Origin of the sequence: Allobosea sp. Root381 (assembly GCF_001429395.1) — a bacterium.
Taxonomy (GTDB): domain Bacteria; phylum Pseudomonadota; class Alphaproteobacteria; order Rhizobiales; family Beijerinckiaceae; genus Allobosea.
In genome coordinates this window covers 1-26,409 of sequence record NZ_LMJT01000003.1, presented here as the reverse complement: position 1 = coordinate 26,409, position 26,409 = coordinate 1, and the positions used below count along the sequence as shown (strand labels likewise).

The 26,409-nt window shown below is 63.9% G+C and carries 17 protein-coding genes and 3 pseudogenes; 12 read left to right on the top strand and 8 right to left on the bottom strand.

What is annotated here, in order from left to right:
- A partial coding sequence (locus ASE63_RS04380) for a transposase (RefSeq protein ID WP_156410202.1) occupies window positions 1-677 on the top strand: 677 nt, incomplete at its 5' end.
- 84 nt (window positions 678-761) lie between these two features.
- Here ASE63_RS04380 and ASE63_RS04375 read toward each other — a convergent pair.
- Window positions 762-1,640, bottom strand: coding sequence for a LysR family transcriptional regulator (locus tag ASE63_RS04375; protein WP_056797184.1), 879 nt, complete (start codon window positions 1,638-1,640; stop codon window positions 762-764).
- A 143-nt stretch (window positions 1,641-1,783) separates the two neighbouring features.
- Here ASE63_RS04375 and ASE63_RS04370 point away from each other — a divergent pair, with 143 nt between their 5' ends.
- Window positions 1,784-2,878 (top strand): NADH:flavin oxidoreductase, encoded by a 1,095-nt coding sequence (locus ASE63_RS04370; protein WP_056797652.1) that lies wholly within the window; start codon window positions 1,784-1,786, stop codon window positions 2,876-2,878.
- Window positions 2,879-3,811: 933 nt separating this feature from the next.
- Here the strand turns inward: ASE63_RS04370 and ASE63_RS27070 are convergent.
- The gene (locus ASE63_RS27070) at window positions 3,812-4,048 is read right to left on the bottom strand and encodes a hypothetical protein (protein WP_156410189.1); all 237 of its coding nucleotides are present in this window, start codon (window positions 4,046-4,048) and stop codon (window positions 3,812-3,814) included.
- Window positions 4,049-4,358: 310 nt separating this feature from the next.
- Between ASE63_RS27070 and ASE63_RS04365 the strand changes: the two genes are divergently transcribed.
- Together ASE63_RS04365 and ASE63_RS04360 are read left to right on the top strand one after the other, a co-directional pair.
- Window positions 4,359-4,670, top strand: a complete 312-nt coding sequence (locus ASE63_RS04365; RefSeq protein WP_056797179.1) for a hypothetical protein — start codon at window positions 4,359-4,361, stop codon at window positions 4,668-4,670.
- 330 nt (window positions 4,671-5,000) lie between these two features.
- Window positions 5,001-5,816, top strand: a complete 816-nt coding sequence (locus tag ASE63_RS04360) for a transglutaminase family protein (protein WP_056797176.1) — start codon at window positions 5,001-5,003, stop codon at window positions 5,814-5,816.
- Between the two features lie 256 nt (window positions 5,817-6,072).
- Here the strand turns inward: ASE63_RS04360 and ASE63_RS26380 are convergent.
- A pseudogene (locus ASE63_RS26380) lies at window positions 6,073-7,232 on the bottom strand (IS30 family transposase).
- A 232-nt stretch (window positions 7,233-7,464) separates the two neighbouring features.
- Between ASE63_RS26380 and ASE63_RS04355 the strand changes: the two are divergent.
- Both ASE63_RS04355 and ASE63_RS04350 read left to right on the top strand, forming a co-directional pair.
- Window positions 7,465-8,457, top strand: a complete 993-nt coding sequence (locus ASE63_RS04355) for an AraC family transcriptional regulator (protein WP_162261716.1) — start codon at window positions 7,465-7,467, stop codon at window positions 8,455-8,457.
- Window positions 8,458-9,019: 562 nt separating this feature from the next.
- A complete protein-coding gene (locus tag ASE63_RS04350) occupies window positions 9,020-12,256 on the top strand; it encodes an autotransporter domain-containing protein (protein ID WP_056797169.1) in 3,237 nt (1,078 codons plus the stop codon).
- A gap of 657 nt (window positions 12,257-12,913) precedes the next feature.
- On the opposite strand, the gene ASE63_RS04345 is transcribed toward ASE63_RS04350, so the two are convergent.
- Both ASE63_RS04345 and ASE63_RS04340 read right to left on the bottom strand, forming a co-directional pair.
- Entirely contained in the window at window positions 12,914-13,234 is a 321-nt protein-coding gene (locus ASE63_RS04345) for an antibiotic biosynthesis monooxygenase (RefSeq protein WP_056797164.1), read from the bottom strand.
- A 69-nt stretch (window positions 13,235-13,303) separates the two neighbouring features.
- Complete coding sequence (locus ASE63_RS04340; protein WP_056797161.1) at window positions 13,304-13,804, bottom strand: ferritin-like domain-containing protein; 501 nt, start codon at window positions 13,802-13,804, stop codon at window positions 13,304-13,306.
- Between the two features lie 154 nt (window positions 13,805-13,958).
- On the opposite strand from ASE63_RS04340, the gene ASE63_RS04335 reads away from it, so the two are divergent.
- Together ASE63_RS04335 and ASE63_RS04330 are read left to right on the top strand one after the other, a co-directional pair.
- Window positions 13,959-14,258 carry a hypothetical protein gene (locus ASE63_RS04335; RefSeq protein WP_056797158.1) on the top strand — a complete coding sequence of 100 codons (300 nt, stop codon included), beginning with the start codon at window positions 13,959-13,961 and terminating at the stop codon, window positions 14,256-14,258.
- Between the two features lie 36 nt (window positions 14,259-14,294).
- Window positions 14,295-14,861, top strand: coding sequence for a general stress protein (locus ASE63_RS04330; RefSeq protein WP_056797155.1), 567 nt, complete (start codon window positions 14,295-14,297; stop codon window positions 14,859-14,861).
- A 159-nt stretch (window positions 14,862-15,020) separates the two neighbouring features.
- On the opposite strand, the pseudogene ASE63_RS28220 reads toward ASE63_RS04330, so the two are convergent.
- Together ASE63_RS28220 and ASE63_RS04320 are read right to left on the bottom strand one after the other, a co-directional pair.
- Window positions 15,021-15,347 (bottom strand): annotated as a pseudogene (locus ASE63_RS28220) (tetratricopeptide repeat protein); the annotation flags it as partial.
- A gap of 539 nt (window positions 15,348-15,886) precedes the next feature.
- Window positions 15,887-16,987 (bottom strand): helix-turn-helix transcriptional regulator, encoded by a 1,101-nt coding sequence (locus tag ASE63_RS04320; RefSeq protein ID WP_056797150.1) that lies wholly within the window; start codon window positions 16,985-16,987, stop codon window positions 15,887-15,889.
- Between the two features lie 262 nt (window positions 16,988-17,249).
- Here ASE63_RS04320 and ASE63_RS27065 point away from each other — a divergent pair, with 262 nt between their 5' ends.
- The 4 genes from ASE63_RS27065 (at window position 17,250) to ASE63_RS04300 (ending at window position 25,834) form a co-directional block, all read left to right on the top strand.
- Window positions 17,250-17,498, top strand: a complete 249-nt coding sequence (locus ASE63_RS27065; protein ID WP_156410188.1) for a hypothetical protein — start codon at window positions 17,250-17,252, stop codon at window positions 17,496-17,498.
- A gap of 128 nt (window positions 17,499-17,626) precedes the next feature.
- A complete protein-coding gene (locus ASE63_RS04315; protein ID WP_156410187.1) occupies window positions 17,627-23,710 on the top strand; it encodes an autotransporter outer membrane beta-barrel domain-containing protein in 6,084 nt (2,027 codons plus the stop codon).
- Window positions 23,711-23,762: 52 nt separating this feature from the next.
- Window positions 23,763-24,887 (top strand): choloylglycine hydrolase family protein, encoded by a 1,125-nt coding sequence (locus ASE63_RS04310; protein WP_056797143.1) that lies wholly within the window; start codon window positions 23,763-23,765, stop codon window positions 24,885-24,887.
- A gap of 104 nt (window positions 24,888-24,991) precedes the next feature.
- Complete coding sequence (locus ASE63_RS04300; protein WP_156410186.1) at window positions 24,992-25,834, top strand: hypothetical protein; 843 nt, start codon at window positions 24,992-24,994, stop codon at window positions 25,832-25,834.
- A 212-nt stretch (window positions 25,835-26,046) separates the two neighbouring features.
- Here the strand turns inward: ASE63_RS04300 and ASE63_RS04295 are convergent.
- A pseudogene (locus ASE63_RS04295) lies at window positions 26,047-26,409 on the bottom strand (hypothetical protein); the annotation flags it as partial.

Genomic DNA, 26,409 nt, shown 5'->3' with positions numbered 1-26,409 from the left:
ATGTCGAGGCCAGCCGTGCCATCCGGCAGGCCGAGGTCGGCTCGGCCCGAACCATGCTTGACCGGACGCAGGAGCGCTTCGGCCTCTGGCCGGCCCGGCTYGCCGCCGATAGCGCCTACGGCTCGGCCGAGAACCTCGCCTGGCTGGTGCACGAGCGCGGGATCGAACCGCATATCCCGGTCTTCGATAAATYCCAGCGCAGCGACGGCACCTTCAGTCGCTCCGACTTTGCCTACGACCACGACCGCGATCTCTATGTCTGCCCGGGCGGGAAGGAGCTGAGGCAGCGCCAGAAGGTCTATCGAACCGAACGCCCGCTCGTCGATGAGAACGGCCTGATGCGCTACCACGCCAGCAAATTTGCCTGCGACGCCTGCTCGCTGAAGCCGCAGTGCTGCCCCAACACGCCGGCCCGCAAAATCCTGCGCTCGATCCACGAGGGCGCCCGCGACATGGCCAGGGACATCGCGCAGACCGACGCCTATGTCGTCTCGCGGCGAGAGCAAAAGAAGGTCGAGATGCTCTTCGCCCATCTCAAGCGCATCCTGAGGCTCGACCGGCTGCGACTACGCGGACCGAACGGCGCCAGAGACGAGTTCCATCTCGCCGCAGCAGCCCAGAACCTCAGGAAGCTCGCCAAGCTTCTGCCAAACGGGCCGCAGATCGGGCCCGCATAAGAGGGAGAGCCTTGATCGGCCAAATCCGCCACCCGGCGGCTGCGCTACAATGGCCTACTTTTTCAACGGTATCGGCGCTATCCGCTAACGGCGAACGGTGAAAGCCCTCCGCAGGGCGGACGTCAAAGCGCCAACCCTAGGCGGAAGGTGTCGCCGCGTTGGCACGACCGCCCAGATGCCGAGTTGGTCCGCTGCGACGTCCTCCAGTTCGATTGCCTCAAGCTGGCCCTTCGCGATGAGGTCCCAGACGTCCCAATAGGTCATCATCGCGATACCTGCCCCATCGAGACAGGCGGACCGCACGGCATCGACAGTATTCGCCGTGAAACGGCCGTGGACGGGTAAGCGTTGCAGCTCGCCGGCCACCATGAAAGGCCAGTGGTCCATGCCCTGCAGGAGTAGGCAGGAATGTTCGGCCAGAAACTTGGTGTTCGTGGGCCGACCGAAGCGCGCGAGATAGTCCGGTGCGGCGCAGACGATGCGCGGGTTGTCAGCCAGACGCGTCGCGATCAGCTCCGAGGGCTGCAGCGGCGCGACGCGTACGGCGAGGTCAAAGCCGCCCGCAGCGATATCGACGACGCTGTCGGTGAGGGACAGATCTACACGCAAGGCAGGGTGGTCGAGCATCAGCCGCGCGGCCGCAGGCGCCACGATCGAATGGCCGATCACATTGGGCGCCGTGACTCGCAGCGTGCCGCGCAGGCCCCCCTCGATCGAAAGCAAGGCCATGGCCTCGTTCTGCGTCTCGATGAGCTCGGCCGCGTAGGGCAGGAAGGCCTCGCCCTCTGCAGTAAGTGCCAGCGCCCGCGTCGTGCGGTGGAACAGCCTGACCCCGACCTGGCTCTCAAGCACGGCGAGGCGGCGGCTGACCGCCATTGGCGCCAACCCGGTGAGCCGGCCCGCCGCCGACAGGCTGCCGGCCGCCGCGATCGCTCGAAATAGCGCAATGTCGTCGAGATCCATATTCTAACGATAGGCGATAAACTGCTTCCCGACCAGCGCAGCTACAGTTCCAAGCTGGCATCGCTATTTTCAGCGCAACACCAATAGCCGTGTTGCCGAAAGACCGCGCCAGGCGCCGGACGGCACACGCCCCGGAGCTCATCATGACAAACCATCTCTTCACATCGTTCGATATAAACGGAGCCGTTGCCAAGAATCGCTTCGGCGTCGCCCCGATGACCCGCGTCAATGCAACCGAGGACGGCCGAGCCACCGAGGTCATGGCCCGCTACTACGAGCGCTTCGCGCGCGGTGGCTTCGGTACGGTGATCACCGAGGGCATCTACACCGACCAGGCCTTTTCCCAGGGCTACATCCACCAGCCCGGCATCGCCGACGATGCGCAGGCCCGCGCTTGGAAGCAGGTCGTCTCGGCGATCAAGGCTCATGGCGCGCTCGCCGTCGCCCAGATCATGCATGCCGGCGCCATCAGCCAGGGCAACCGTTTCCGGGATGGAACAGTGGGCCCCTCGACGATCCAGCCCAAGGGCAGGCAGATGACCTTCTACTACGGCAAGGATGCCTATGCCGTGCCAGCGGCGATCAGCGACGAGCAGATCGCCGAGGCCATCGCCGGCTTCGGCACCGCCGCGGAGCGTGCCCGGGAGATCGCCGGCTTCGACGCCATCGAGATCCACGGCGCAAACGGCTATCTGCTCGACCAGTTCCTGACCGACTACACCAACGCACGCGAGGACCGCTGGGGCGGCGACGTGCGGGCGAGGCTCGAGGTGACGCTGGCGGTGTTCCGCGAAGTGCGCGCCAAGATCGGAGCGACCACCGCGCTCGGCGTCCGCATTTCCCAGGGCAAGGTCAACGACTTCCACCACAAGTGGAAGGGCGGCGAGGCCGATGCCGAGATCGTCTTCGGGAGCCTGGCCGATGCCGGCGCAGACTTCATCCACGTCACCGAGTTCGAGGCCTGGAAGCCGGCCTTCGGCGAAACCGGCCCGACCCTGGCGGCGCTCGCCAAAAAGCATGCGCCCAAGGCGGTGATCCTTGCCAATGGCAGCCTGCACGATGCCGAGCGCGCGAGCGAACTCGCTGCCGCGGGGACCGATATCGTCACGCTGGGCCGCGGCGCGCTCGCCTCACCAGACCTGCCAAACCGGCTCACCGAAGGACGACCGCTCAACGACTTCGATCCGGTGATCCTCGGCCCGATCGCCAACATCAAGGAAAGTGAGCTGGCGCTATGACGTCCGGTTTCGGGCAGGCAGCCAATGTCAGCAAATGGCGCATTTCGTCGCGACAACGCCCGATGTTTGTGAACCTTAGCCGAAGCCGGCAACAGCCGGCTTCGGTCGCAGAGATCGATAGGCGGTGGCCCCGCATGCACTAGTAGAAAGCAGACGCTGCCACTGACCCAGGAGCTGTTCGGTGGCTGGCTGCGCGCCATATCGGCCGTCTCACTGATCGGCAAATCAGGGCGGCCTTCGTTCCAATTTATGCGCTAAGAGCGAGCCGCTGTGTTGATCGGAGGGTGAGGCCTCCGAATATTGCACAGCGGCTTGCAGGCTCGCTGCCTTGGATTTTGGCGCTGCGGTAATTTCGATCCCCGCGTTCAGTCCGGGCCTTTCGCCGATGTTCGGCGCCTACCCATCAGACCGTCGCTCTCAACGCGTGGACACGCATCGCTAGCTGTCGGCGCTACATTGAAAGCGGAAGATCCTGCCTCTCTGCGGCGAGCCTATTCTTATCGATAGCGCGGAGGGCCATTGTAATTCGCTGAAACGACGCGAACGCTTCAGCTCGGATTTCAGAATAATAGCCGACATCATCACACGCGGCAGCAATGTTTTCGATTTCCTCCGAGACCATCTTCTCTACGAGTTGCGCAGCGGCTTCTCCGCTAAACCAGTGGTTGGGAGCGGAAGGACCTGCGCTATCGCTGCTTTCGGCAGGCCTTTTGTTGAGCCACGCTGTAAACCACGACGCCATCAGATGAGCTTTCGTTGGTCGACCCGTTGATTTCCAGAGGGGCGATTAACAAAGAGGCAGGCAAACCAGCGTCACCGGGTTGCGATCGTTCCCAGCCAGACAATCCGTGTCGTGCGCTCAAGTCGCTAGTGTGCCGTCCAAAGCCCAAGCTCAGAATGCAGCTTGTTACGCAAGTCAGAAGATCGCGGACCTCAGTTTTTAGGCTCCGGTTGAACGGGAGCACGCTTTTTGTGCTTCGCGGCCAACGTCGAAGAATCGTCGATCTGAGATGGCGCGTTCTTGTACGTCGTTTTGGAGCGGTCGATTGGCTGCCCCGCCGAGATCCGGTTCAGCATCTCAGTGATCGGATTATGTCCACTTCGTCTTGTGCGGTCCATTGCAATGCCCTTTCCGCTTGAAAAGCGCAGAAAAGGCAGCGCCAGATACATCGGGCGCGCAATTTCAAATAAATACAAGAGAAGTATTTAGGCCTACCAAAAGTGGCGCCAATTTTTGCAGAATGCGGCGTGTTCTCGCGCACATCACGATTATATCGATCCAAGAAGGTTTGAAGCCTGCTATTGAGCAGCAAGCGAGTTAGGGTATCGTGAAACTGTCGTGCTTTCCAGCCGCGCGGCATCCGGCATGTCCGCGATACCAGCAATTCCAGTTGGCCTGATTGCGCATCGGCTAGCGGGGCCTTCTCGTCGGAACTACCTTCATCACGTGGGGTTGAAGCGGTAGGCCCAGGAGCTGCCGATGCGCACCTTCAAAGTCACCACCGTGGTCGATGGTGATGTCAGCGAGAACGATGTCGAGTTTGAGAGCGAAAAAGCTGTAACCGATGACGCCCAGCTCAGCTTGGCTGATGTCGTTAGGGAGAAGTTGCCCAATGGGTCGCACGCGGCTTTCTCTGCTAAAGTTGAGGACGAGTACGGGACCGAGGTCTATCGGGCCTCGCTCGACTTCAGGGCGAAAGGTGCACAGGAAATTGCCGACGACGAGATAGCCGCCGATGAAGCCGCGGCGGCAGTAGCATCCGCATTGGCAAACCCTCTGGAGCGTGGTTGAGCAAGTGCTGAAACGTTGTGAAACTGGCTGGCAATGTCCGGATTGTTGCGAGGAACCGAGTTGGGGTTGCATCGCAATGAACTTTGGGCGTTCCAGCCGGTATCAAAAGCGGAGAGGCTGTTCTGGACAAAGTCAGTATCACCGCTTGCTGAGCAACGCAGGCCGCCTGATCGAAAGGTTCACGACACTTAACCGTTACCGTACCGCCTAGCGACGAGTTCGAGAGCCTCGTCGGGCCGATGACACATTCGCGAGATTGAGCGCATAGTGCAAATCGGGCCCACAGGCCCGTCATCCCATAAGCGCGGCTGGCCGTGCAGAAAGAATCGCGTGAAACTCCGGATCGGCTACGAGCTCGACTACGACTTTCCGCAAGCCACTCCTTTAATTCTGATGCTGAACGTGCACTTCAGCCGGTTTTCGGACCTCGAAACACCCGACTACATGCGGATCGAGCCATCGGTGCCGATCAACGCCTATCGTGACAGCTTCGGCAACTGGTGCAGCAGGCTGTTGGCGCCGCAGGGGGTAATGCGCATCTCCGCTGACGCCGTGATTTCTGACAGCGGCCAACCTGAAGCATTCGATCGCAGCGTCGGACAGATACCGGTCGAAGAGCTGCCCGAAGAATGCATTGTGTTCCTGCTAGCAAGCCGGTTCTGCGATAGCGACCGCTTGCTTGAGCTGGCCTGGAAGCTCTTCGGAGATTCGCTGCCAGGCGGGCCGCGCGTCCAGGCGATCTGCGATTTTGTGCATCAGCGCATCGCCTTTGACTACAATGATGCGAGCGTGACCCGCACAGCTACAGAGGCCTACCGCGAGGGGCGCGGGGTCTGCCGCGACTATGCCCATTTGGCCATCGCCTTCTGCCGGGCGCTGAACATCCCTGCCCGGTATTGCACCTGCTATCTCGGTGACGTCGGCACGCCGACACCGTGGCCGCCGGGTGATTTCGCTGCGTCATTCGAGGCCTATCTCGACGGCGGATGGCAAATGTTCGATCCGCGAAATAACGTGCCGCGCATTGGTCGGGTGTTGATCGCGCGCGGCCGCGACGCGGCTGATGTCGCCATAGCCACAACCTTCGGACCAAATACGCTTACGGGCTTCAGAGTGTGGACCGAAGAAATCCGTCCGGCATCGTGAAGAGGGCCGGATTCGTAGAACGAATCCGGCCGCAATCATCTACAGATCAGCCGATCTCGTCGCGAAACAATCCTGCTGCTGCCGGCCTCTTCGACTGTAGTGGTGACTTTCGTGTGAGGCCTTTGCTCCTCACTGGAGGCTCGACCGCAGTCTTAGGCACATCCGGCGCTGCGGCGGGTGGCTCAGCTGCCGTTGAAAACTTTGCTGATGGGTTCGTCCCTGTTTCAGCATCGATCGTCTTGAAACGGAGGTGGTCTCAACTGATCGATGCAACACACTCGGCGAACGTCTCCGCTGCGGTTCGAAAGAGCAAGGTTTTTCTTGGCCGTTCGTTGAGCTGTCGGGCGATGGCGCTGAGCTTGGCTTGACATTGCAGGGATAGGTCGGTTCCGTGAGGCAGATACTGCGCAGCAGCCGATTGGTGTTTTCGTTGGAGCCGCGTTGCCAGGGTGACCTGGGATCGCAGAAGTAAACCTCGACGTTCGAGGCGAGAGCCAGGCGCTTGTGATCGGCGAGTTCCTCGCCCCGATCCCAGGTCAGGGACTGATAGAGTTCGCCGGGCAGTTTCCGGGACTGTTTGATCAGGGCGGAGACGACGCTCTCGGTGTCCTTGTTGGCGATCTTGACAAGCATCACGTAGCGCGAGTGACGCGCGACCAGCGTGGCGACGTAGCTGTTCCGGGACCCCGCCGATCAGGTCGCCTTCCCAATGGCCCGGCACGGCGCGATCCTCGACGGATGCGGGCCGTTCACTGATGGAGACCGCATCCTTGATCTGGCCGAGGCCGTTCCGTTTCAGGGTGGCGTGCCTTGAGCGCCGGATCGTTCGTCGGGCCCTGATGTGGTTCAGAAGCTCCTTCTTCAGCACGCCTCGCGCCTGGGTGAACAGGCTGCGATAGATGGTTTCGTGCGACACCTGATTGTGCGGCTCCCCGGGCCAAGCGCGCTTGAGCCAACCGGCGACCTGCTCGGGCGACCAGTTCCGCCGCAGCTTGCCCGATACTGTCCGGGCCAGGGCAGGTCGGCAAGCCAGCTTGCAGCGTTTTGGACGCAACGCCCGGTCCCAGGCCGCCTGATCGGAGCCTGTCGCGCGATACCGTTCCGGCCCGCCATTGCGCAGAACCTCGCGACTGATCGTTGATGGCGATCGCCCCAGCAGCCGAGCGATCCCTCGCAGCGAGCAGCGGATGCTGAGCCCTCGGGAGATTTCCTCCCGCTCGCTCAGACTGAGGGCGCGCGACGCCCGCGTCCGGTCTGGAGGCCGGATGCCGCCGGTCGGAGAAAGAACCGAAAACACCGAGGAGGACTCTCGATCGAAACGCCGTCCGATCGAACTCATCGACTCGCCGGCCTTCCAACGATCCCAAATCTCAGCCCGTGGGCCGCCGAATAATAGATTCGCCGCGGCTGCTTCATCACCCACGCTCCATCTCCGAAGGAAAAGTAGCGTGTTGCGTTCACCCGTTGAGCCCACCGGCGCAGTCAACTTCTGCTTCTGGCGCGAGCCCGCCTCGACGCGCAAGCGACGGGGTTGGGCCTGCGGCCGCCCCGGCAAGCAATACAGCATCAGGTGGGCTGACGCAGCGCGAGATCTCTGGCACGGATGTCGCCAGAGGCCCACTTTGGTGGTGGCGGAGAAGGCTTCAGCATGGCCGATATGACGGGCGCTATTGCGCCGCGCGCCTATTTCGGGACGTTTTCCGATCCCGAAGCCATGGCAACTGCGATCAACGGCATCGACCCCGGCGCGACGGGACCACATCCCCGGGGACGCAAACTCCCGAGCTTCAATGGCATGCTGGCTCGCGCGGCGCTTGGCGCGATCAACGCTGGAGCCGGCAAGTTCAGTCGGGGGATTCCCCAGAGCGCGGGCATCCCCAATGCGCACATCTTCATGTTCCCCACCGAGCCCTACCTGTCGCGCCATATCTCGGGGCATCTGCTGGGAGGCTCCCACATCTTCCACTGCCGGCCCAACGACCGTACCGTCACGCGCTCTCCACCAGGACAGCCCTGGGCGTTCGGCATTCTTATGGTGCCTTTCGATGTGCTCGCTACCTCCGCTCCGCAGGTGACGGGGATCGGCAGCGACGTGCCGCTGGATGACGACCGGATGTTCCACGTGCCCGAGGCCGCGCTGACGCGGCTCGTCTCGCTGATGTCCGACCTGTCACGCTTGGCGCGGACCACACCCTGGATGCTCGAGGCTCCGGAGCCGGCTCGGGCGTTTGCCGGTACGCTCCTGGAGGCGCTACTCGCGTGCCTCACGCAGGGGCTGGCGCGGCGGGACCGCGCCGCGCTAGGTCGCCATCGCCAGATCGTCGCGCGCTTCGAGACGGTGCTGCGGGAGCGTCCGGAGGATACGCTGTCGGTCCCCGACCTGTGCGCCGCGGTCGGCGTGGCCGAAAGGACGCTCAACCTCGCCTGCCAGGAGTTTCTTGGGCAGAGCGCTTTCCAATATGCCCGCGAGCGGCGCCTCGATCAGGTCCACCACAGGCTGCTGGCGTCCGACCCCGCCACGACCCAGGTGACCGGTATCGCGATGCAGTACGGCTTCTGGGAACTCGGGCGTTTCGCCCGGGCGTATCACCTGCGCTTCGGCGAGCGCCCATTGGCTACGCTGCGAAGGACAATCGGCTAGGTAGCCTGGACCGCCCCGGCCGTTCATGCCGAAACCGCATAGTCGGCGAATTGAGCGGGGCTATATTGGCGGATTGATTGCAGCTGTCGGGATTCAGGGCTCTGCGGCGCGGAGCATCGGATCCCGACAGGTGTGCATTTGGATCGTCGCGCGAAGCGATGGGCCGAGCTATCGAGGTTTGCCTATGCCTACGTCGTGCGAAACACGCTCCCTCAGGTCATCTTGCCTCGTGCCGGCGCGCGGTTCGGTTTCGGTTGCAGCACTTGTGCTCGCGCTCGGCATGGCCGCCGCGCCGATGGCACAAGCCCAGCAAATAACGCAAAGCGGTGGTGGAACATCGGGCGGAATCGCCGGCGGCGGCGGTGGCCGCGGGGGTAGCGGAGAGGGCGCTGGCCGTGGACTAGGCGGCGTGGGCGGTTCCGGAGCACTGGCGCCAGGGGGATCGGCTCTGAATGGTGCTGCCGGGGGCCACGCCACAAGAGGCGGCACAGGTGGGCTGGCTGGAACCCCGAACGATCTTGCGGCGGGTGGAGGCGGCGGCGGCGGTGGCGGCAGTAACAGCTTGTTCGGCGGCGCTGGCGGCGCTGGCGGCGGTGGCAATGTCGACTCCACGATCGGCTTCCTTTCGCTGGGCACCGCCTATCTCGGATCGATCGGCGGCGACGGCTCTGGCGGGCTTGGCGGGGGCGGTGGCGGCGGCGGTGGCAGCGGCGGGTTGGTGCTGACGGGCACGGCCGTCAATGTGACGACCGGCGCCTTCGATGTGACCGGCGGTGCCGGTGGCGGCGGCGTTGCAGGTGGCGGCATAGCCGGAAGCGGCGGCGGCGGAGGCGCGGGGCTGGTCCTGCTCGACGGAGGCGTGGTGACGGTCACCGGCAGCACCATTGCCGGCGGAGTTGGCGGCAATGCGGGCTCGACGGGCGGTGCCGGCGGCGCGGGGCTTTTTCTCTACAACGGTGGCGCGTTGGTCAATCAGACCGGCGCCATCCGGGGCGGGAATGGCGGCGGCGTTGCCCTGTTGGCCAACTCCGGTGGCGATGGCGGCGCGGCCGCCCTCAGCAATCTCGGGACGATCGCCAACCAGGCGACGATCGCGGGCGGCACGGGAGGCTATGGCGTTACCGGGGGCGGCCGGGGCGGCATAGGCCTGGTCGCCTGGGGCGGCAGCGTCGAAAATGCCGCGACGGGCACGATCTCCGGCGGGCAGGGCGGCAGCCTGAGGCAAGCGGGCACGTTCTTCCCGGCGGGCCACGGCGGCGCGGGCGTGCAATTCCTGGACGGGCAGGCGGCAAGCCTGACCAATGCGGGCACGATCGAAGGCGGTGTGGGTGGCGCCACCCCCGCCGGAGACAATCCGATCGGCGTGGGCGGGGTGGCCATCGTCGGTGCGGCGAGCGGCAATATTTCCGTCGTCAACTCCGGAACGATCAATGGCGGCGTGGACAGCAGGAGCGCGGTACGCTCCAACGCCATTTCGTTGTTCGGCAGCGGCAACCGCCTGGAATTGCTCTCCGGCTCGACCATCAATGGCAATGTCGTGGTGTCGGGCGGCGCCGCCAACACGCTGGTTCTCGGCGGGGCGACCGACGGCACGTTCGACGCGTCGCAGATCGGCGCGATGCAGCAGTATCGCGGCTTCGACACCTACGAGAAGACCGGCGCAAGCACCTGGACGCTGACAGGGACCGGCAGTCAGGACTGGTCGGTCGTGACCGGAGCGCTGAAGGCCGACACCAACAGCCTCGCCGGAAACGTGCGCTTCGCCGGCGGCGCGGGCAGCCGCAGCGTTACGTTCGATCAGGCCTTCGACGGGACATATGGCGGCACGATCTCCGGCGACGGCACGGCGACAAAGACCGGACCGGGCACGGTGACACTGGCCGGTCCTTCGGCGGTCGACTGGACGATTTCAGCCGGCGGGCTGGTCGCCGCGGCCGAGCGTTTCGGCGGCAATACGGCGATCGCGGCCGGGGCGTCGCTGACCTTCGACCAGGTGACCGCCGCGACCTATGCCGGCCTGTTGTCGGGATCGGGCAGTATCCGCAAGACCGGCTCGGGCCAGCTGAGCCTGACCGGCGATTCCTCCGCCTTCACCGGCGCGACCTCAGTCGAGGGCGGCACGCTCTCGGTCGACGCCTCGCTCGCGAATTCCGCCGTGACCGTACTGAACGGCGCGACGCTCGGCGGGACCGGCACGGTCGGCGCCACGATGGTCCAGTCCGGCGCCATCATCGCGCCGGGCAACTCGATCGGCACGCTCAGCGTCAGCGGCAACCTCCTGCTGGCGCCGGGTTCGACCTACGAGGTCGAGATCGCCGGGAGCGGCGCCTCCGACCGGATCGCGGTCACGGGCTCGGCCACGGTGACCGGCAGCCGGGTCGGCGTCACCGCGCTCGACCCGCAGACGAGCTATATCGACGGCCAGCGCTACACGATCATCACCGCGGCCGGAGGCGTCACCGGCTCCGTGGCCGGCGTCGACTCGCGCTCGGCCTTCCTCGCTCTCACCGTCGACCAACAGCCGAACCAGGTCGACCTCGTCATCCAGGTCAAGGAGAGCGATCCGGGCACGCCCCCTGGCGGCGATCCGGGCACGCCGCCCGGGGGCGTGCCCGGGCCCGGCACGCCGCCGCCGGCCGTGTTCCAGACGGTGGCGCAGACGCCGACCCAGTTCTCCACCGCGCTGGCGCTGAACTCGCTGCCGCAGGCCGGCGGGACGCTGGCGCTCTACAACAGCCTGCTGATGCTGGACGCGGCCTCGGCCCGCGCGGCGTTCGACCTGCTCTCGGGCGAGGTCCATGCCTCGGCTAAGACGGTGTTGGCCGAGGAGAGCGGTGCGGTGCGCTCGGCCGCGGTCGACCGGCTGCGCTCGGCTTTCGGCTCGGTCGGCGCCGCGCCGATGGCGACTCTGAGCTATGGCTTCTCCGCCGATCTCGCCCCTTCGGCGACCGGCCCGATGCCGCGCCCCGGCTCGGATCGCTTCGCGGTCTGGGGCCAGGGCCATGGCTCCTGGGGCCGGACGGATGGCGACGTCAATACCGGCAGGCTGACGAGCTCGACCGGCGGGCTCATGGTCGGCGCCGACATGGCGCTGTTCGACAGCATCCGCGTCGGCCTGCTCGCCGGCTACAGCCACAGCGCGTTCAAGGCGAGTGGTCGTCTCTCCTCGGGCGAGAGCGATAACTACCATCTCGGTGTCTATGGCGGTGGGCAATGGGGCGCATTCGGTGTGCGCACCGGTGCCAGCTACACTTGGCACGACGTTGAAACCCGTCGCACGGTGGCTTTCGCCGGCTTCGGAGACAACCCGCGCGCCGATTACAGCGCAGGCACGGCGCAGGTCTTCGGCGAACTCGGCTACCGCATCGATCTCGGCCGGGCGGCGTTCGAGCCCTTCGCCGGCCTGGCTTATGTCAACCTGCAGACCGACGGCTTCCGAGAGACCGTCGGCACCGCGGCGCTCACCGCCCGCGGCGACGATACCAGCATCGGCTACTTGACGCTGGGCCTGCGTGCGTCGACGAACGTCGCTGTCCGGAGCATGGACCTGACCCTGCGCGGCGCGCTCGCCTGGCGCCATGCCTTCGGGGATGTCGACCCGGCAGCAACACTCGCGTTCTCAGGCAGCAGCCGATTCAGCGTCGCCGGCATCCCGATCGAGAAGAACGCCGCGCTTGTCGAGGCCGGCCTGGATCTCGCGATCTCGAGGACTGCGACACTGGGCGTGTCCTATACCGGCCAACTCGCCGAAAATGTACAAGACCACACCTTTAAGGGCGTATTGGCGGTCAAGTTCTGAGGCTCCGCCCGCGTCGACCTTTGGCTGCCGGGCGAGCGAACCCGTTAGAGTTGTTCGGGTCCAGACCACGCAGTGAACGTCTTGTTACCGGTCGACCGCGCTTCATCTAAGCGGCCGAAGCTGGGGCGGCCTTTGCGCACCAGCGTCCACTGTCACATGGCGTCGAAAGATCCACGGCGACGCCTCAGCCCGCCGCCGTGGAATAGTCGGAAGAGCAATCGCGTCACCCTCCAGACAAAGACAGTGCATCTGTCTGTTAGCACATAGATAGGGACCAAGGTCGCCCCAGTCGCTGATCAGTGCGCCGAAACCTTATGTCCAGCCAGCTCGCAGCCCCTGTTGAGAGTGGTACACTAGCGGCTTCGTTACGTTGAACCTGCTCGATGGTCCCTATGACGAGGTCGCACGGCGCCGTTTTGATCAAGGGCATCCCGTTCGTTGTTTTCTCGGGAAGCTCGCCCGATAGCGAGACGCTAAATCCCGCGCTTTTGCGGGGCGGATGGCTGTCGTCCTCAACGACCGACAAAGCCTTTGTCATTGCAAGCTTTAGGTTAGCTGAACAAGGCGAACTGCGGCCGACCGGGATGGTCGCTGGGAATCGAACGAGCCGCGAATCTCTTGCGCTGACACAGGCCGCGCAGGCCCGCGGCGATGGCGTCATCCCTCGATAATAACGTCGGAATGCTCAACCAAGTCCGGCTTCTCCAGCAGGTACCGGTCGTCCTCGGGATAGTAGCGAGCCTTCCTGTGGTCCTTGCCGGCGAACGCTTTGATCGCCTCGATCGACGTCCACCATGACAGCGTGATGACCTCGGTGGTGCCATCGCCGAGATCCCGCAGCAGCATCTGGAAACCCAGGTTGCCGGTGATGGCGGCGTAATCGCTGACGCCGGTGCGCTTAACGTAGTCGGTGTAGGCGGCCCGGTCCTCGGTCCGGATACGGGATACCCAGCGGCGCAGGATGGTTGTCTTGGTCATTGCGATCCTGGCTCCGATACAAAAAGGCCCGTCGAGCTGCGCTCGACGGGCCTTCCTGATGCCGCGTGATCAGGCGGCCTTAGCGACGGCTGCGGAGTTCGTCGACCCACTTATCTTGGTCAGCAGCTCGTCCGTCTTGGTCTCCTCGGCGAGCGTGGCGTCAAGCAACGTCACGGCCTCCTTATGGCCCAGCTGCTTCGCCCATGACTTCAGGGTACCGTAACGGGTCATCTCATAGTGCTCGACCGCCTGCGCGGAGGCGACCAGGCCGGCGTCCAGGGCAGGACTGTCGGCGTAGTCCTCCATGACCGCCTTGCCTTCCTCCAGGATGCCAAGGATGGCGTCGCAGGTCTTGCCGCGGGGTGCCTTGCCAATCGCATCGAAGACGTCGCTGAGGCGCTCGACGTGCCCCTCGGTTTCCGCCTTGTGGGTCTCGAAGGCCTTCTTCAGCTCGGGTGACTTGGCCGCCTTCGCCATCTTCGGCAGGGCCTTCAGGATCTGCTTCTCGGCGTAATAGACGTCCTTCAGCATGTCGTGGAACAGGTCGTCGAGGGCTTTGGTGGTGGCCATGGCGCGTCTCCCGATGGAAAGGAATGCCCGGATAACGGGCTCGGGGCATCGCTGTTCCACTCACGCGGTCGTGATTTGAAATGGAACTTTAGCGGGCTGGACGCCGTTTGATTGTGCGTCGCGGCATAGTCCGCAACCTCTCCGGAGACATCACATGAAGAAGCTGCTGGTCGCCACTCTGATCGCGTCCGCGACATCGTTCGGGGCCATGGCTCAAACGTCGACGACGGCTCCCACGCCCGCCCCGAATGCAGACGCCGACAAGAACGCGCCGCTTCCCGGCGCCAATAGCTTCACCGAGGGTCAAGCCAAGAGCCGCCTTGAAGCTAACGGCTACACCAACGTCACCGGCCTGAAGAAGGACGACAATGGCGTCTGGAAGGGTGTGGCGACCAACGTCGGCGCTAAGGTCAACGTCTCCGTCGATTACCGCGGCAACATCACCCGCAACTGATCGATACCCCTCGCACGCCGACCTTTGGAGACAAGCATGACCCGCACCATCACCCGTTCTTATAACAACTACGAAACCGCCAGCTCCGTCGTGGAGCAGCTCGAAGAGGCAGGCGTTTCCAGCAGCGCTATCAGCGTCGTCGGCCGTAACGACGACACCGACGAGACCAACGCCGCCGAAGGCGCTGGCATCGGCGCTGGCGTCGGTGGCGCCGCCGGCTTGCTCGCTGGCTTGGGCATGCTCGCCATTCCAGGCGTCGGCCCGGTCGTTGCTGCCGGCTGGCTTGCCGCTACAGCGGCTGGCGCGGTCGCTGGTGCCGCCGCCGGTGGCCTAGTCGGCTCTTTCGTGAAGGAAGGCCACGACGAGGAAGAGGCGAATTACTACGCCGAGACCGTTCGCCGTGGCGGTTCAGTCGTCTCTGTCCGGACCGAGCCGGAGCACGAGGCCACCGTGGAAGCCATCTTGGATGGTGCGACACTGATCGATCGCAATGCGCGGACGGCTCAGTACCGTCAGGAGGGCTGGTCGCGGTTCGATGCAAACGCTGATCCCTACGATCGTCAGGCAACCGCCTCCGGCCGCATGACGCCGCCGATCATCTGACTTTAGCGCTCGCTGACCATGAGGCCTCCGGAGAAATCTGGGGGCCTTTTCTATGGCCTGCTGTCAGGTCGGACTGGCATGGGGATAGTGAAACGCGTCTCACTGCAGCCCGACGTCACGGCGAACCGTCCTTAGTTCCCCGTTTTTTGGCGGTAGCTGTCATCGTCGCCATGCTGCGATCTGAGTCTTCCAAAGAGTGTCCCGCGGAGAAGGGCGGCGATGCAGCCTTGCGTCGAGCAAGGCTCCCGCCTTCGTGGCCTCGCCACTGCGCATCAAAGCGACCAACAGGGTGTCCTCGATGACCTCGCGCTGCGCACCGCTACCGCCGATCCGCGCGACCTCGCCCGCCATAGGCTCGAGGATCTGAACACAATCTACATAATTGCCGTCAGCGAATGCCAATGCAGCTCGGCAGATCGCCGGAACGACAGGCCCGGACGCCATCGCGCCCTCCTCAACCAGTATTGTCAGGGCGCCGACGCGTTCCGAGGCCGCAACCGGAACGATTCACGCTCGAGTCAATCATCAAATGCCGGGACTGAACGCCTAGTCGCAGGGGCGGCCAGATAACGACCTTCGAACTCGCGGTTCGTGTCTGCGGGATGGCCTGCTCGCACGTGGGTGCTCCCGGTTGCCCCGAGGCCCGGCCGACGTTCGCGGCTTCGACAGCTACGAGGAACAGCGACACCGACTAAAACGTGCCGATAACGCCTGCATCGAGTCATTCAACGGCAAGTTCCGGGTGAAATGGCTCAACGCCCACTGCTCATGTGTCTGCGCGCTGGCCAGGCGAGTGGGGGCTTGGCGAGAGAGCACAATCGGCTACCGGCAAGCAGCCCGCCGTGACCGATTTGCCCGTGGAAGCGGCCAGCAGGCCGGCCCAGCATCGGGGGCGATCTCAGCAGCTACATCGGCTGACGGCTGCCCGGATGAGAAACCAGGGCAGGGCACACATCGTACGGCAAAACGGGCGGCAAATCGGGGCAGCATCACACCAAGCCTCACGGTGCCAGCCTTGCATGTTTTCAGGGCGCAGGACGGAACCTCAATAACCTCAATATGTCGGCCTCGCTGGACGCACCGGTTTTCGCGTAAAGGCTCTTCATCTGGGCACGGATCGTCTCCCGCGAGAGGGATGCTTCTTGCGAAATCTCGTCAACGGACTTCCCGGCCGCGATCCCGGAGACGGCGCGCGTTTCCGCTTTGGTCAGGCCATATACGAGGGAAACGAGCTGCGGATCGAACGCGGTCGCGCCACCGCCTAGCCGTTCCATCAGCACGATGACGGTTGGGCCTTCGAAGTAAAGCGAGACGCTATCTTTCTCCACTCGGATCAATGTCAGCTTCGTTCCGTGCGAGAAAAGGCTGATGGCCTTTGGCCCTGCGTATCTTCTTTCCAGCATCCCGTTCAGAACGGCCTGCTGTTGCGCATCCCGGAAACCAAATCGGCCCATGGGAGAAATACGGACGGGCGAATTTTCGGCCAACATGGCCTGGCCGGCAGCCGAGATGGTTTTGACGCGCGCGCCATCGCCGACCACGATAAAGCCGATGTCGATGGCGTTGAACAAGGCGGATCCTAGTTCAGTCGCAGCGCGGTCGTAAGGCCCTCTCCTATGGTAATCGAGCGCGCGCTTCAGATGCGGGCCGAGGCCGGTAAGTCGGTCGGCCATGTTTTTTTTGAGCTCGATATCGGCCCGAGCGCTCAAAGTGGCAATTGAAAATGAATAGCGTTTATCGCCACCGATCTTAGCGCAAGCCATCGCCTGTATTTCGTTCGGTATCAGGTAGTCGTTGAAAAACTCGCTCTTGATTAGTTCCTCGGCCGGAAACAGCTCGTTATCGATAACACCTATGCCGGTTTTTTGTCTCGCCAAGGGCGGCTGCCATACGTTTAAACCGACGTAGTGAGCATTGTATGCTTCGATGGCATCGTCATCAAAACCTGCGTTAATCGGGACATAGCCTTCCACGGGATTAGTTATGCCATGCAAGACCATCACGACTTTCCCATTCGGTATGCCTGCCGCCAGCGTGTTCAGAAATTGCTGCCACGACGCTTCACCGAGTAGAATTGCGTAGATGAAGTCGATCAGCTCATCGGTCGTTTCACAGGCGCTCGCCACGCGATCAGCTCCCCGTTGCACAACGTCGTCCCGGAGCAGGCACGCCTAACCCTCAAGGGTTAAGCGAGTGCAAATTTGGCGCCCTAGTTTCTCGTTGGATTAGTTCCGGTACGTGGACACCTTTCCCCACGTCGGTGGCACGGCGCGTTTCTGAAATCGCCGTGGCGGATGGGCGGCGGCTGGTGCGGGAGGCGATGGCTATCGATCGCCCCTGCACAATTCAGCTGCGCTTCCGGACAGATCGTTGAAATGGGAACCACGCATGACCGATGTCGCCAAATCTCCAATCGCATCGAGCATCGCCGTTGTTCAACCTGATTTTGGAGGTGGTGTCGCATCCGCTCAAACTATAATGTTGAACGCGACCGACACCCTGAGTGCCACGCCGAATATCATTCCACTCACGTCGAGCTACGCTCCGATGAGTTCCTTCGCTGTTTCGCAAACCGACGAACAGCAATGGGCTTCCAGGCCTTCGCGGAATTTCCCACTGACTGGCTCTGGCGAGTGATCACGGCCGCGCCTTGAACGGCGCTTCGCTCAGGATCGCAGGCGCCGAACAGGCGCGGCTCTGTCCCAAAGTTAGTTTTTAAATTTTCAGGCGCAATGAGGCGCGCCCACATAAATGGAGCGTTTCCGGTGCATTTCATTTCAAGGCCCCTGATTATATCGTTTGTTTTTACTGTATTTCCGGGACTCGGCGCGAGCATTTCTTTTGCCCAAAGCTCCCAGGCGCCCCAAAATCTTCTGAATAGCGCGACGTTGAGCGGTCTTTATTATTATAATTTCTCGACCGAACCGGGCATTTCACCCTATTATTATCCCCGGCCCGTGTCGCCGTTGGCGCTGGCCCAGTCCGCCTCCGTATCGGTGTCTGCGAGTGATCCCGTTGTCTACAACTATACCGATCAGACCCTTTCTTCCACCGCCGGGGGAAGTGAAACAGGCGGCGACGGAGTGCAAATTACCGGAGGCGATGGCGGTTCGCCATCGGGGGTAGCGGTCGGCCTCACAGGGAGTTCTACCGGCGTCAATATATCCACAAGCAATGCCCCGGGCGTGTTCGCCAGCAGCACCGGCGGCGCCGGAGGCAATGGCGCGCCTCAAATTGGCGATGACGGCGTCGGCGGCGGCAACGGCGGCGCCGGCGGCAATATCGCCGTCACGGCTAGCGGTCCTGTCAACATCACGGTGACGGGTGACAACGCGATCGGCGTTCCGGCCATGTCGGCCGGCGCCAGCGGCGGCTTTGCCGGATCCCAAGGGAACGGCGTTGGCTTTGCAGGCGGTTATGGCGGGTCTTCAGGGACCGTGAATGTCGATTTTACGCATGCGTCCGGCCTCATCTCCACTTCGGGAGCGAACGCCTTTGGCGTGCTGGCGAGTTCCATCGCCGGAAGCTCGGGGAGCAACGGCACAAACTACGCCGAGGTGGCCGGCCCTCAAGCCGACGGTCGCCATGGCGGCGATGCTGGTGAGGTCACCGTGTACATGGGCGGCGGCACGACGATTTCCACTGCGGGTACGAACGCTGTCGGCGTTGTCGCGCGTAGTATCAGCGGCAATGGCGGTGACGGAACCAGCGCCGCTGGCCCCTTCGCGACAGGGCCCGGCGGAAATGGCGGCGACGGCGGCGCCACAGGCACAACCAGCACAAGCGCCATCTCACTGAGCATGGTTGGTAAGATCAATACAACCGGCACAGGCGCCATGGGTGTGTTCGCCCAGACACTGACCGGCGGAGGCGGCGCGGGCGGATCTGCACAGTCCTCGGTTGGTGGCACTGGCGGCGTTGCCGGAGCGGGCGGTCAGGCCGGCCCCATTTGGGTCACCCATACCGGCGCCATCACCACCGGCGGCGACTATGCGCCTGGCATCCTGGCGCAATCCCTGTCAGGCGCCGGCGGTATCGGCGGAAGCGCTGCGGGCCTGTTCTATTCGGACGGCGGTTCGGCTGCGACGAGCGCGGATGGCGGCACGATCGTCATCAACAGCTCTGGCTCGGTTAAGACTGCTGGAGCCAACTCCCAGGGCATGATTGTCCAGTCGCTTGGCGGCGGTGGCGGCATGGGCGGCGACGCAGGCGGCATGATCGGTGTCGATGGCGGTACAGGCGTGAATGGCGGCAACGGCGGCTGGGCTGAGGTTAGCCTTGGCGGCCGAATCACCACCGCAAACCAGCTCGCTCATGGCGTCGTGGTGCAGTCGATTGGCGGCGGCGGTGGCATGGGCGGCGTCGCCACGGCCGGAGGCGCGAATGTCGCCACTGCGGTTGGCGGCAGCGCCGGCAATGGCGGCGCCGGCGGACAGGCGACCATCGCGGCGACGAACCTTTCCCTGCAAGCGACAGGCACGGCGTCTATCGGTCTGCTGACCCAGTCGATCGGCGGCGGCGGCGGCAGCGGCGGCGGCGCCTATGCCGTGTCCGCTGGCGCACTGGCGTCCGTCTCCGTCAGCGTCGGCGGCGCCGGCGGCGGCGGCGGCAACGGCGGCGCATCGACGGTGACCGTCACCAACACCAGCATCGTCACTGGCGGTGGGCTGACATCGACCGGGATGCCTGCAACAGATGCCTTTGGCGTGGTGGCGCAGTCGATCGGCGGGGGCGGCGGCAATGGCGGCGCCGGCGCGGCCGCCTCTTTTGCGGTTGCGCTTCCCACCGGCAACGCACCGATCCCGAATGTGACGTTCAGCGGCGCTTTCGGCACGGGTGGATCAGGCGGCGCGGGTGGCGATGGCGGGGCGGCGACGGTGACGATCGTCAATGGCTCGACCATTTCGACCGCCGGCGACGGTAGCCTTGGCGCAATCGTCCAGTCGATTGGCGGCGGCGGCGGCAAGGGCGGTGACAGCTCGACGCTCGCCGCGACGATTGGCTATGGCGTGCCGACGCACATCACGACCCAGTACGCGCCCGCCGACAATGCCATCGACATTACGACAAGCGCGGGCGGCGTGGGCGGTTCCGGCGGGGCGGGCGGCTCCGCCAGCATTGCTGTCGGTGACAGCGCTGGCACAGGGGCTGCCGCTTCCATTGCGACGTCGGGCGAAGAAGCCGCCGGCGCACTGGTCCAGTCGATTGGCGGCGGCGGCGGCAACTCCGGAACCGGCAATGCTCTTGTCAAAAACTGGGCTGTGAACACCAGTCTGACCCACAGCAAGACTGTCGGGGCGACAGGCGGCTCGGGTGGTGGCGGCGGCGCGGCAAGCGCAACCGTCTACGGCAATAATTCGATCAGCACGACGGGTCAGGGGGCAGAAGGCCTGGTTGTCCAGTCGATCGGCGGCGGCGGCGGCGTCGGCTCGGGCGGCAGTCTCAACTTCACCGGACTCGAGGCCTGGGCCGAGACGTTCGTCAACAGACTGAACGTTCCCCTGAGCGTGAACGCTTATAATACGTCGATGACCCTTGGCGCCCAGGGCGGCGCCGGCGGCGCCGGCGGTGATGCCAGCGCGACCAACTACGGTACCATCAGCACGACTGGCGTCGATGCGCCCGCAATCGTGGTCCAGTCGATCGGCGGCGGGGGTGGCAATGTCGGCTCGGCGGCGGCTCCACTGTCCGCCAGCGGCTCACAGAGTGAAACAGCGAATGCGCTTGTAGGCGCCCCCTTGCCGGCCTTGCCGCTCATCTCACTGAACGCGGCCACGAGTGTCAGCATCGGGGCTGCAGGTGGATCGTCAGGAAACGGCGGCACTGCAACGGTCACCAATACCGGGAAAATCACCACCCTCGGCGACTATTCGGCCGGCATCATGGCCCAGAGCATCGGCGGCGGCGGCGGCCGGGCTGGCTTCGCTATCGTCGGCTACCAGGACAATCCAGCCCTTACCCGATATCTGAACCAGTATGTCGCTACCACCAACATGCACTTGGGCTATCAGGCCAGCGGCGCTACGATGCAGCAGGGCGGCAACTGGGGTTCTGGCGGGACGGTCAACGCCTATCTGAATGGCGGGTCTATCGTGACCGGCATCCCGACGGTCGCGACCGGAGCTTCGTCAAACAGCGGCTTCCAGTCGTTCGGCGTTCTGGCCCAAAGTATTGGCGGCGGCGGGGGCATCGGCAGTGATGGAACCTCGGACCCATATACATCGGCCTTCTTGGGCGCTGCGGCCGGCGCCAATGTCGACGTGGGCCATGGCGCAGGGTCGAGCTTCATCGAGGGTGGAAACGTCACGGTTTCCAACAGCACGGCAGGCAGCCCGTCGATCACGACACACGGGGCTTCGGCGCACGCCATCATGCTTCAGTCGGTTGGCGGCGGTGGCGGCGTGTTTGGCGCCGGGGTCTCGTCGACAGCGAAGAACGCCTCCCAAAATACCGTAGATATCGTGATGGGCGCCGGTTTCATTTCGGTTGGCGGCGGCGGCCAAGTCGGCCAGGCCAATGGCGGTAACGTTAGTCTCAACCTCGACAAAACCAGCGCGCCGACGATCATCACGACCGGCTCTGGCGCCGTGGGCGTATTCGCCCAGAGCATTGGCGGAGGCGGCGGCTTCGCATCTCTGGTTCCAGGTGGAACTCTGAATGTGACCGAACTGGGTTCGACGGGGCAAACCGGCCATGGCGGCTCCGTCAATATCCAGTTGTCGAACCCGCAGGGCTCCATTTCCACGGAGGGCGTGGGCGCCCACGGCATTGTAGCCCAGAGCGTCGGCGCGGGCGGCGGTTACATCGCCAACTACGCCGATGACCGGACGCCTGTCCTGACCTCGGTCTGGCATGGCAAGACGCCGCAGTCCGGCGGCATCGGCGGCGAAGTCACCGTCGTCACCGCCGCCGGCATCAAAACCACGGGCGCCGGCGCCTTCGGCATTTTTGCCCAGAGCGTTGGTAGCGGCGGCGGGTTCGTGGCCAATGAGGGCGAGGTGTTTGCGGGCTACACCGGCTTTGACTCCGGCAGGGGCGGCGCCGTCAGTGTCACCGTCCAGAACGACATCACCACCACTGGCCGCAACAGTATTGGCGTCTTCGCCCAGAGTACGGGTGATGGCGCCAGCCCCGTGGTGATCGCAGTCGACCGCGGCGGCAACATCACCGGTGGCGGCGGCCTCCAGGGCGCAGGCATTGTCGTCTCTGGCGGCACCCTCACCACCAATAGCGTGACCATCGCCAAAGGCGGCGCGGTGCAGGCGGCCTCCGGCGTGGCGATCAAGGGGATTGCCGACGCTGTCGTCAACGTTGCGAACCATGGCGTGGTGACAGGGTCCGCTATCCTGAATAACGGAACCTACAGCGGGAAGCAGCCGGTACCGACCTCATCGTCGGACGTCGTTGGGTTGTTCACCAATGACGGGACGCTGGCTGCGACGCCAGGCGAGGCTTCCTACATCGCTGGCCATCTCGTGCAGACGGCCAGCGGGCACATCGCGCCGCATCTCGACTACAGCAACCTGCGCAGCGGCACCTATGTCGTGACCGGCAACGCGGTACTCGATGGTGCCATCCGGCCGAACCTCGTCAGCGCGATGCCCAACATCTTCCTGCCCGCCCTGACCGTGAAAGGCAGGGTCTCGGGCTCGCTCAAGGTTCCCGATAGCCCGCTGTTCTCCTACACTCTGCGGGAAAATCCAGGCCAGTACGACGTCGCCATCACGGGCACGCATTTCAACAGAGCCCGCTTCGGCCTGACCCAGCACCACAGCGCGGTGCTCAGCGCTCTGGAACATGTGTTCGCCACGAGCAATGCCGGGCTCGGCCCGCTTTTCGCAGGGCTCGATGCCAGCGCTGGCTCGGATCGCGGGCAGTTCAGCCGCTCCCTTGCCCAGCTCTCGCCGCGCAGCATGATGACGCTGTTCGCGCGTTCCGCCGCGGATGCCTCGCGCATCGCCGATGCCTCGATGAGCTGCCCGATGTTCGGCGGCGATCCCAGCCAGGGCTTCCTGACCGAGGGCTCCTGCGTCTACGTCACGACCCGCGGCCAGCGCGCCTGGCTCAGGGGCGATGCCGATCGCGGCAGGGCCAGCATGGATTCGGCCGCCTGGCAGGCCGGTGGACAGGGGGAGCTTCGCCCCGGCCTGCTGCTGGGCGCCTCGCTGGCTTATCAGGCCGACGCGTTCAGCGGCCGCGACGGCGTGTCCGGCACGGGCTCGAGCGTGCAGGGCGCCGTGACGCTGAAATATCAATCCGGCCCGCTGTTGCTGACCGGCGCGGTGTTCGGCAGCTATGGCGACTACGACCTCAAGCGTCGGATCGCAGCGCCGGGCTACATGGGGCTGGCAGGCGCCGACAGTGCTTTCTATACCGCCGGCATTCGGGCCCGGGCGGCCTACACGCTGCAGGCGGACAACCTCTATCTGAGGCCTTATCTCAACCTGGACCTGGTTCACGCCCGCAGCAGCGCCTTCACCGAGCACGAGCCCGGCGGGCTCGGCCTGACGATCTCCGGCAGTGCCTACTCCGCCGCCATCCTGACGCCCGCGCTGGAGATCGGCCGGCGTGACGAGCTTTCTGGCGGCCGGGTCCTGCGCAGCTTCCTCTCTGCCGGCATAAGCCTGCGCTCCAATACGAACTGGCGTGGCTACGGCAACTTCAACAGCGCGCTTACGAGCGAAGGCTTCGCCCTGCAGGCTCTGATCGAGCGAGCCGCCGGGCGCGTCACCGCGGGGGTCCAGCTCTATCAAGACGGAGCACTCGACATGCGCTTTCAGTATGACGGCGAGTTCGGCAAGGAGATCACGAAGCACGGCGCAACCGCGAGCCTCTCCTATCGGTTCTGAAGCAGGTCTCTGTCTGTAAGATATCTATCGTATTCTTGGAGGATAATATAAAATGAACAATTCAAAGAGAATTTCAAATAAGTCTCTTCAGAGAACAATCCGTAATATTATAGCATCAACAGTCGCTTCAGTAACTATAGCATCGCAATCTGCTCAAGCCTGTACAAGTTTCCTAATTCGTACCACCGACAACAGCGCGGTCTACGCGCGCACGATGGAATTCGGATTCGACATGGAGTCTAGCGCACTCGTCATCCCGCGCAATTACAAGCTGACCGCAACTGGCACCGGCGGAAAACCCGGCATGAGCTGGACCGGGCAATACGCAGCCGTTGGCATGAACGCGATGGGCGCAGCCGCGCTTGTCGACGGCATGAACGAGAAGGGTCTCGTCGGCGGCATCCTCTATTTCCCCGGTTTTGCCGGCTATGCCGATCCAGCCAAGTCCGACCCCGCCAAGTCGCTGGCTCCCTGGGAGGTCCTGACCTGGGCACTGACTAGCTTCGCAACGGTGGCCGAGGTGAAGGCAGCGCTCACCGACATCTCCGTCGTCAATGTCGTTGAGGAGAAAATGGGGATCGTCCCGCCCGTGCACTACACCCTGCACGATGCCACGGGTGATTCGCTGGTCATCGAGCCCGTTGATGGCAAGCTTAAGGTCTATGACAATCCGCTCGGGGTCATGACCAACTCGCCGAGCTTCGACTGGCACATGACCAATCTGCGCAACTACCTGAAGCTCTCTCCAGTCAACGCGACACCGCTGAAGATCGGGTCGGAAACATTCGCGCCGCTCGGTCAAGGGTCCGGCATGCTCGGAATCCCCGGCGACCCGACGCCACCTTCGCGTTTCTTGCGCGCGCTAGGATACACACTGTCGATCGAGAAGAAGCCGTCAGGGCCTGAAAGCGTCCGCCTGGCCGAGCATATCATCAACAATTTCGACATCCCGAAAGGCTGGGTTCGCGACAAGAACCAGGGCAGCGAGCCCTTGGAATATACCCAGTGGTCGACCGTCGCAGACATCGCGAGCAAGGTCTACTATGTGAAATCCTACAGCGACCCCGTCCTGCGCGGCATAGACCTCAAGAGCTTCGATCTCGACGCGAACGGTCTCGTCAGCGCCCCGCTGACGCCAGCGATGACGCCTCCGGCGCTGGCGTTCCCAAAGCCCTGATAGGTCAGTTGACCGCTCCCCAGCGTTCCTCGGCGTTTCTCGGGGAACTGCAGGGAGCGGTCGTGAGCTCCCATTTCTACCGTTGAACCCACCAGCACTGGGCCTTGATCATGACTTCGACTACGCCATCAATACTGCGGTCTCTTGCGACCGCCGCCGTCATTGGAACGGCCACCTCGATCCTCCCGGCAGTCGACACCCACGCGGCTGACCTGCCGCCGGCGGTTGAAACGAGCCCCATGCCGCCGGCCGCGCTGCGCGACTGGTCGCTGACCATCACGCCGTACATGTGGGCCTCCTCGCTGAAGGGCGACACGGCCCTGAGGGGGACCCGAGCACGTGTCGACGTCCCCTTCAGCCAGACGATGAAGGAACTGCAGTTCGGCGTCATGGGCGCCGCTGACCTCCGGATCGGCAAATTCGGGGCGTATATCAACGGCGAATACAGCAAAATCGCCAGCGACAAGCACATCTCCAGGCTGACGCTCGGCGTAGGGACGAAGAACTACCTCATCTCGGGTGGCGTCTATTATCGCATCTACGAGACCGCGCTCGGCGGGAACACCGTATTCGGCACGCCGCGCGTCTTTGCCATAGAGCCGACCGCCGGCTTGCGCTGGACCGACTTGGAGACCAAAGTGAGAGTGGGTAGCTTTGGGCTCTCCAACAAGGAGAGCTGGCTCGATCCGTTCGTCGGGGCGCGCCTGTCCTACGATCTCACCGATCGGTGGAACTTTGCCCTGGAGGCCGATGTCGGCGGCTTCGGTGTCGGTTCACGGGTGAGCCTGAACGGCCAGGCAGCCTTCGGCTACCGCACCACCCTGCTCGGCGTGCCGACGACGCTGAAGGCGGGCTACCGCATCCTGCACCAGGACTATCGTGATGGCAGCTTCCAGTGGAAGGTGACACAGCACGGGCCGATCGTCGGAGCGTCGATGCAGTTTTGACACGAGCGCAGAGAGGTCGCGAACGTGCAGCATTACCTTGTGCATGCGTGTGTAAGACTTCTTTCCTCAGCGTGAATGGTGGGCTGCCCCTGAAATGCCAAGCCGCATTGAAGTGCAGCCCCTTTTCGCGTTGCAGGCTGGCTCTGACGCCCTCTTTCTGACGTTTTCGGTCATTGCGCACTGATCAGACGTGCCTGGAGGAGATCGATTTCCTACGGTCGTGCATCTGGCCCTTGACGAGCTTGAGACGCGTGATCTGGCCTTCCGTCTGACCGCTCGATCAGCCGGCAAGCGGGATGTCGCTCTGCATGTAGATGTCGCGCTGGACCAGGGGCGGTCAGAATCGGCTTCTCGGCGCGGTACATGCCGCCGACCGTCTTGCCGATCATCTGGATATTGCCCATCGGGAATGGGAAATCCGGCGCGCCGAGATAAAAATCGTTCAGTGCCAGCGTCTTCTGGAACATCGTGTCGTTCGGGGTCAGCGACAGAGCCAGCACGGCCTGGCTGTTATGGAACATGTAGTTGCGCCCGACCTGGCCGGAGCCGTTGGCGAGACCGGCGGGGTGCCGATC

Coding starts and splice junctions, on each gene's coding strand:
- ASE63_RS04330 (WP_056797155.1), top strand. CDS start 14,295: ATGACCCGCACCATCACCCGTTCTTATAACAACTACGAAACCGCCAGC.
- ASE63_RS04345 (WP_056797164.1), bottom strand. CDS start 13,234: ATGACCAAGACAACCATCCTGCGCCGCTGGGTATCCCGTATCCGGACC.
- ASE63_RS27065 (WP_156410188.1), top strand. CDS start 17,250: ATGACCGATGTCGCCAAATCTCCAATCGCATCGAGCATCGCCGTTGTT.
- ASE63_RS04310 (WP_056797143.1), top strand. CDS start 23,763: ATGAACAATTCAAAGAGAATTTCAAATAAGTCTCTTCAGAGAACAATC.
- ASE63_RS04375 (WP_056797184.1), bottom strand. CDS start 1,640: ATGGATCTCGACGACATTGCGCTATTTCGAGCGATCGCGGCGGCCGGC.
- ASE63_RS04370 (WP_056797652.1), top strand. CDS start 1,784: ATGACAAACCATCTCTTCACATCGTTCGATATAAACGGAGCCGTTGCC.
- ASE63_RS27070 (WP_156410189.1), bottom strand. CDS start 4,048: ATGTATCTGGCGCTGCCTTTTCTGCGCTTTTCAAGCGGAAAGGGCATT.
- ASE63_RS04355 (WP_162261716.1), top strand. CDS start 7,465: ATGGCCGATATGACGGGCGCTATTGCGCCGCGCGCCTATTTCGGGACG.
- ASE63_RS04340 (WP_056797161.1), bottom strand. CDS start 13,804: ATGGCCACCACCAAAGCCCTCGACGACCTGTTCCACGACATGCTGAAG.
- ASE63_RS04335 (WP_056797158.1), top strand. CDS start 13,959: ATGAAGAAGCTGCTGGTCGCCACTCTGATCGCGTCCGCGACATCGTTC.
- ASE63_RS04365 (WP_056797179.1), top strand. CDS start 4,359: ATGCGCACCTTCAAAGTCACCACCGTGGTCGATGGTGATGTCAGCGAG.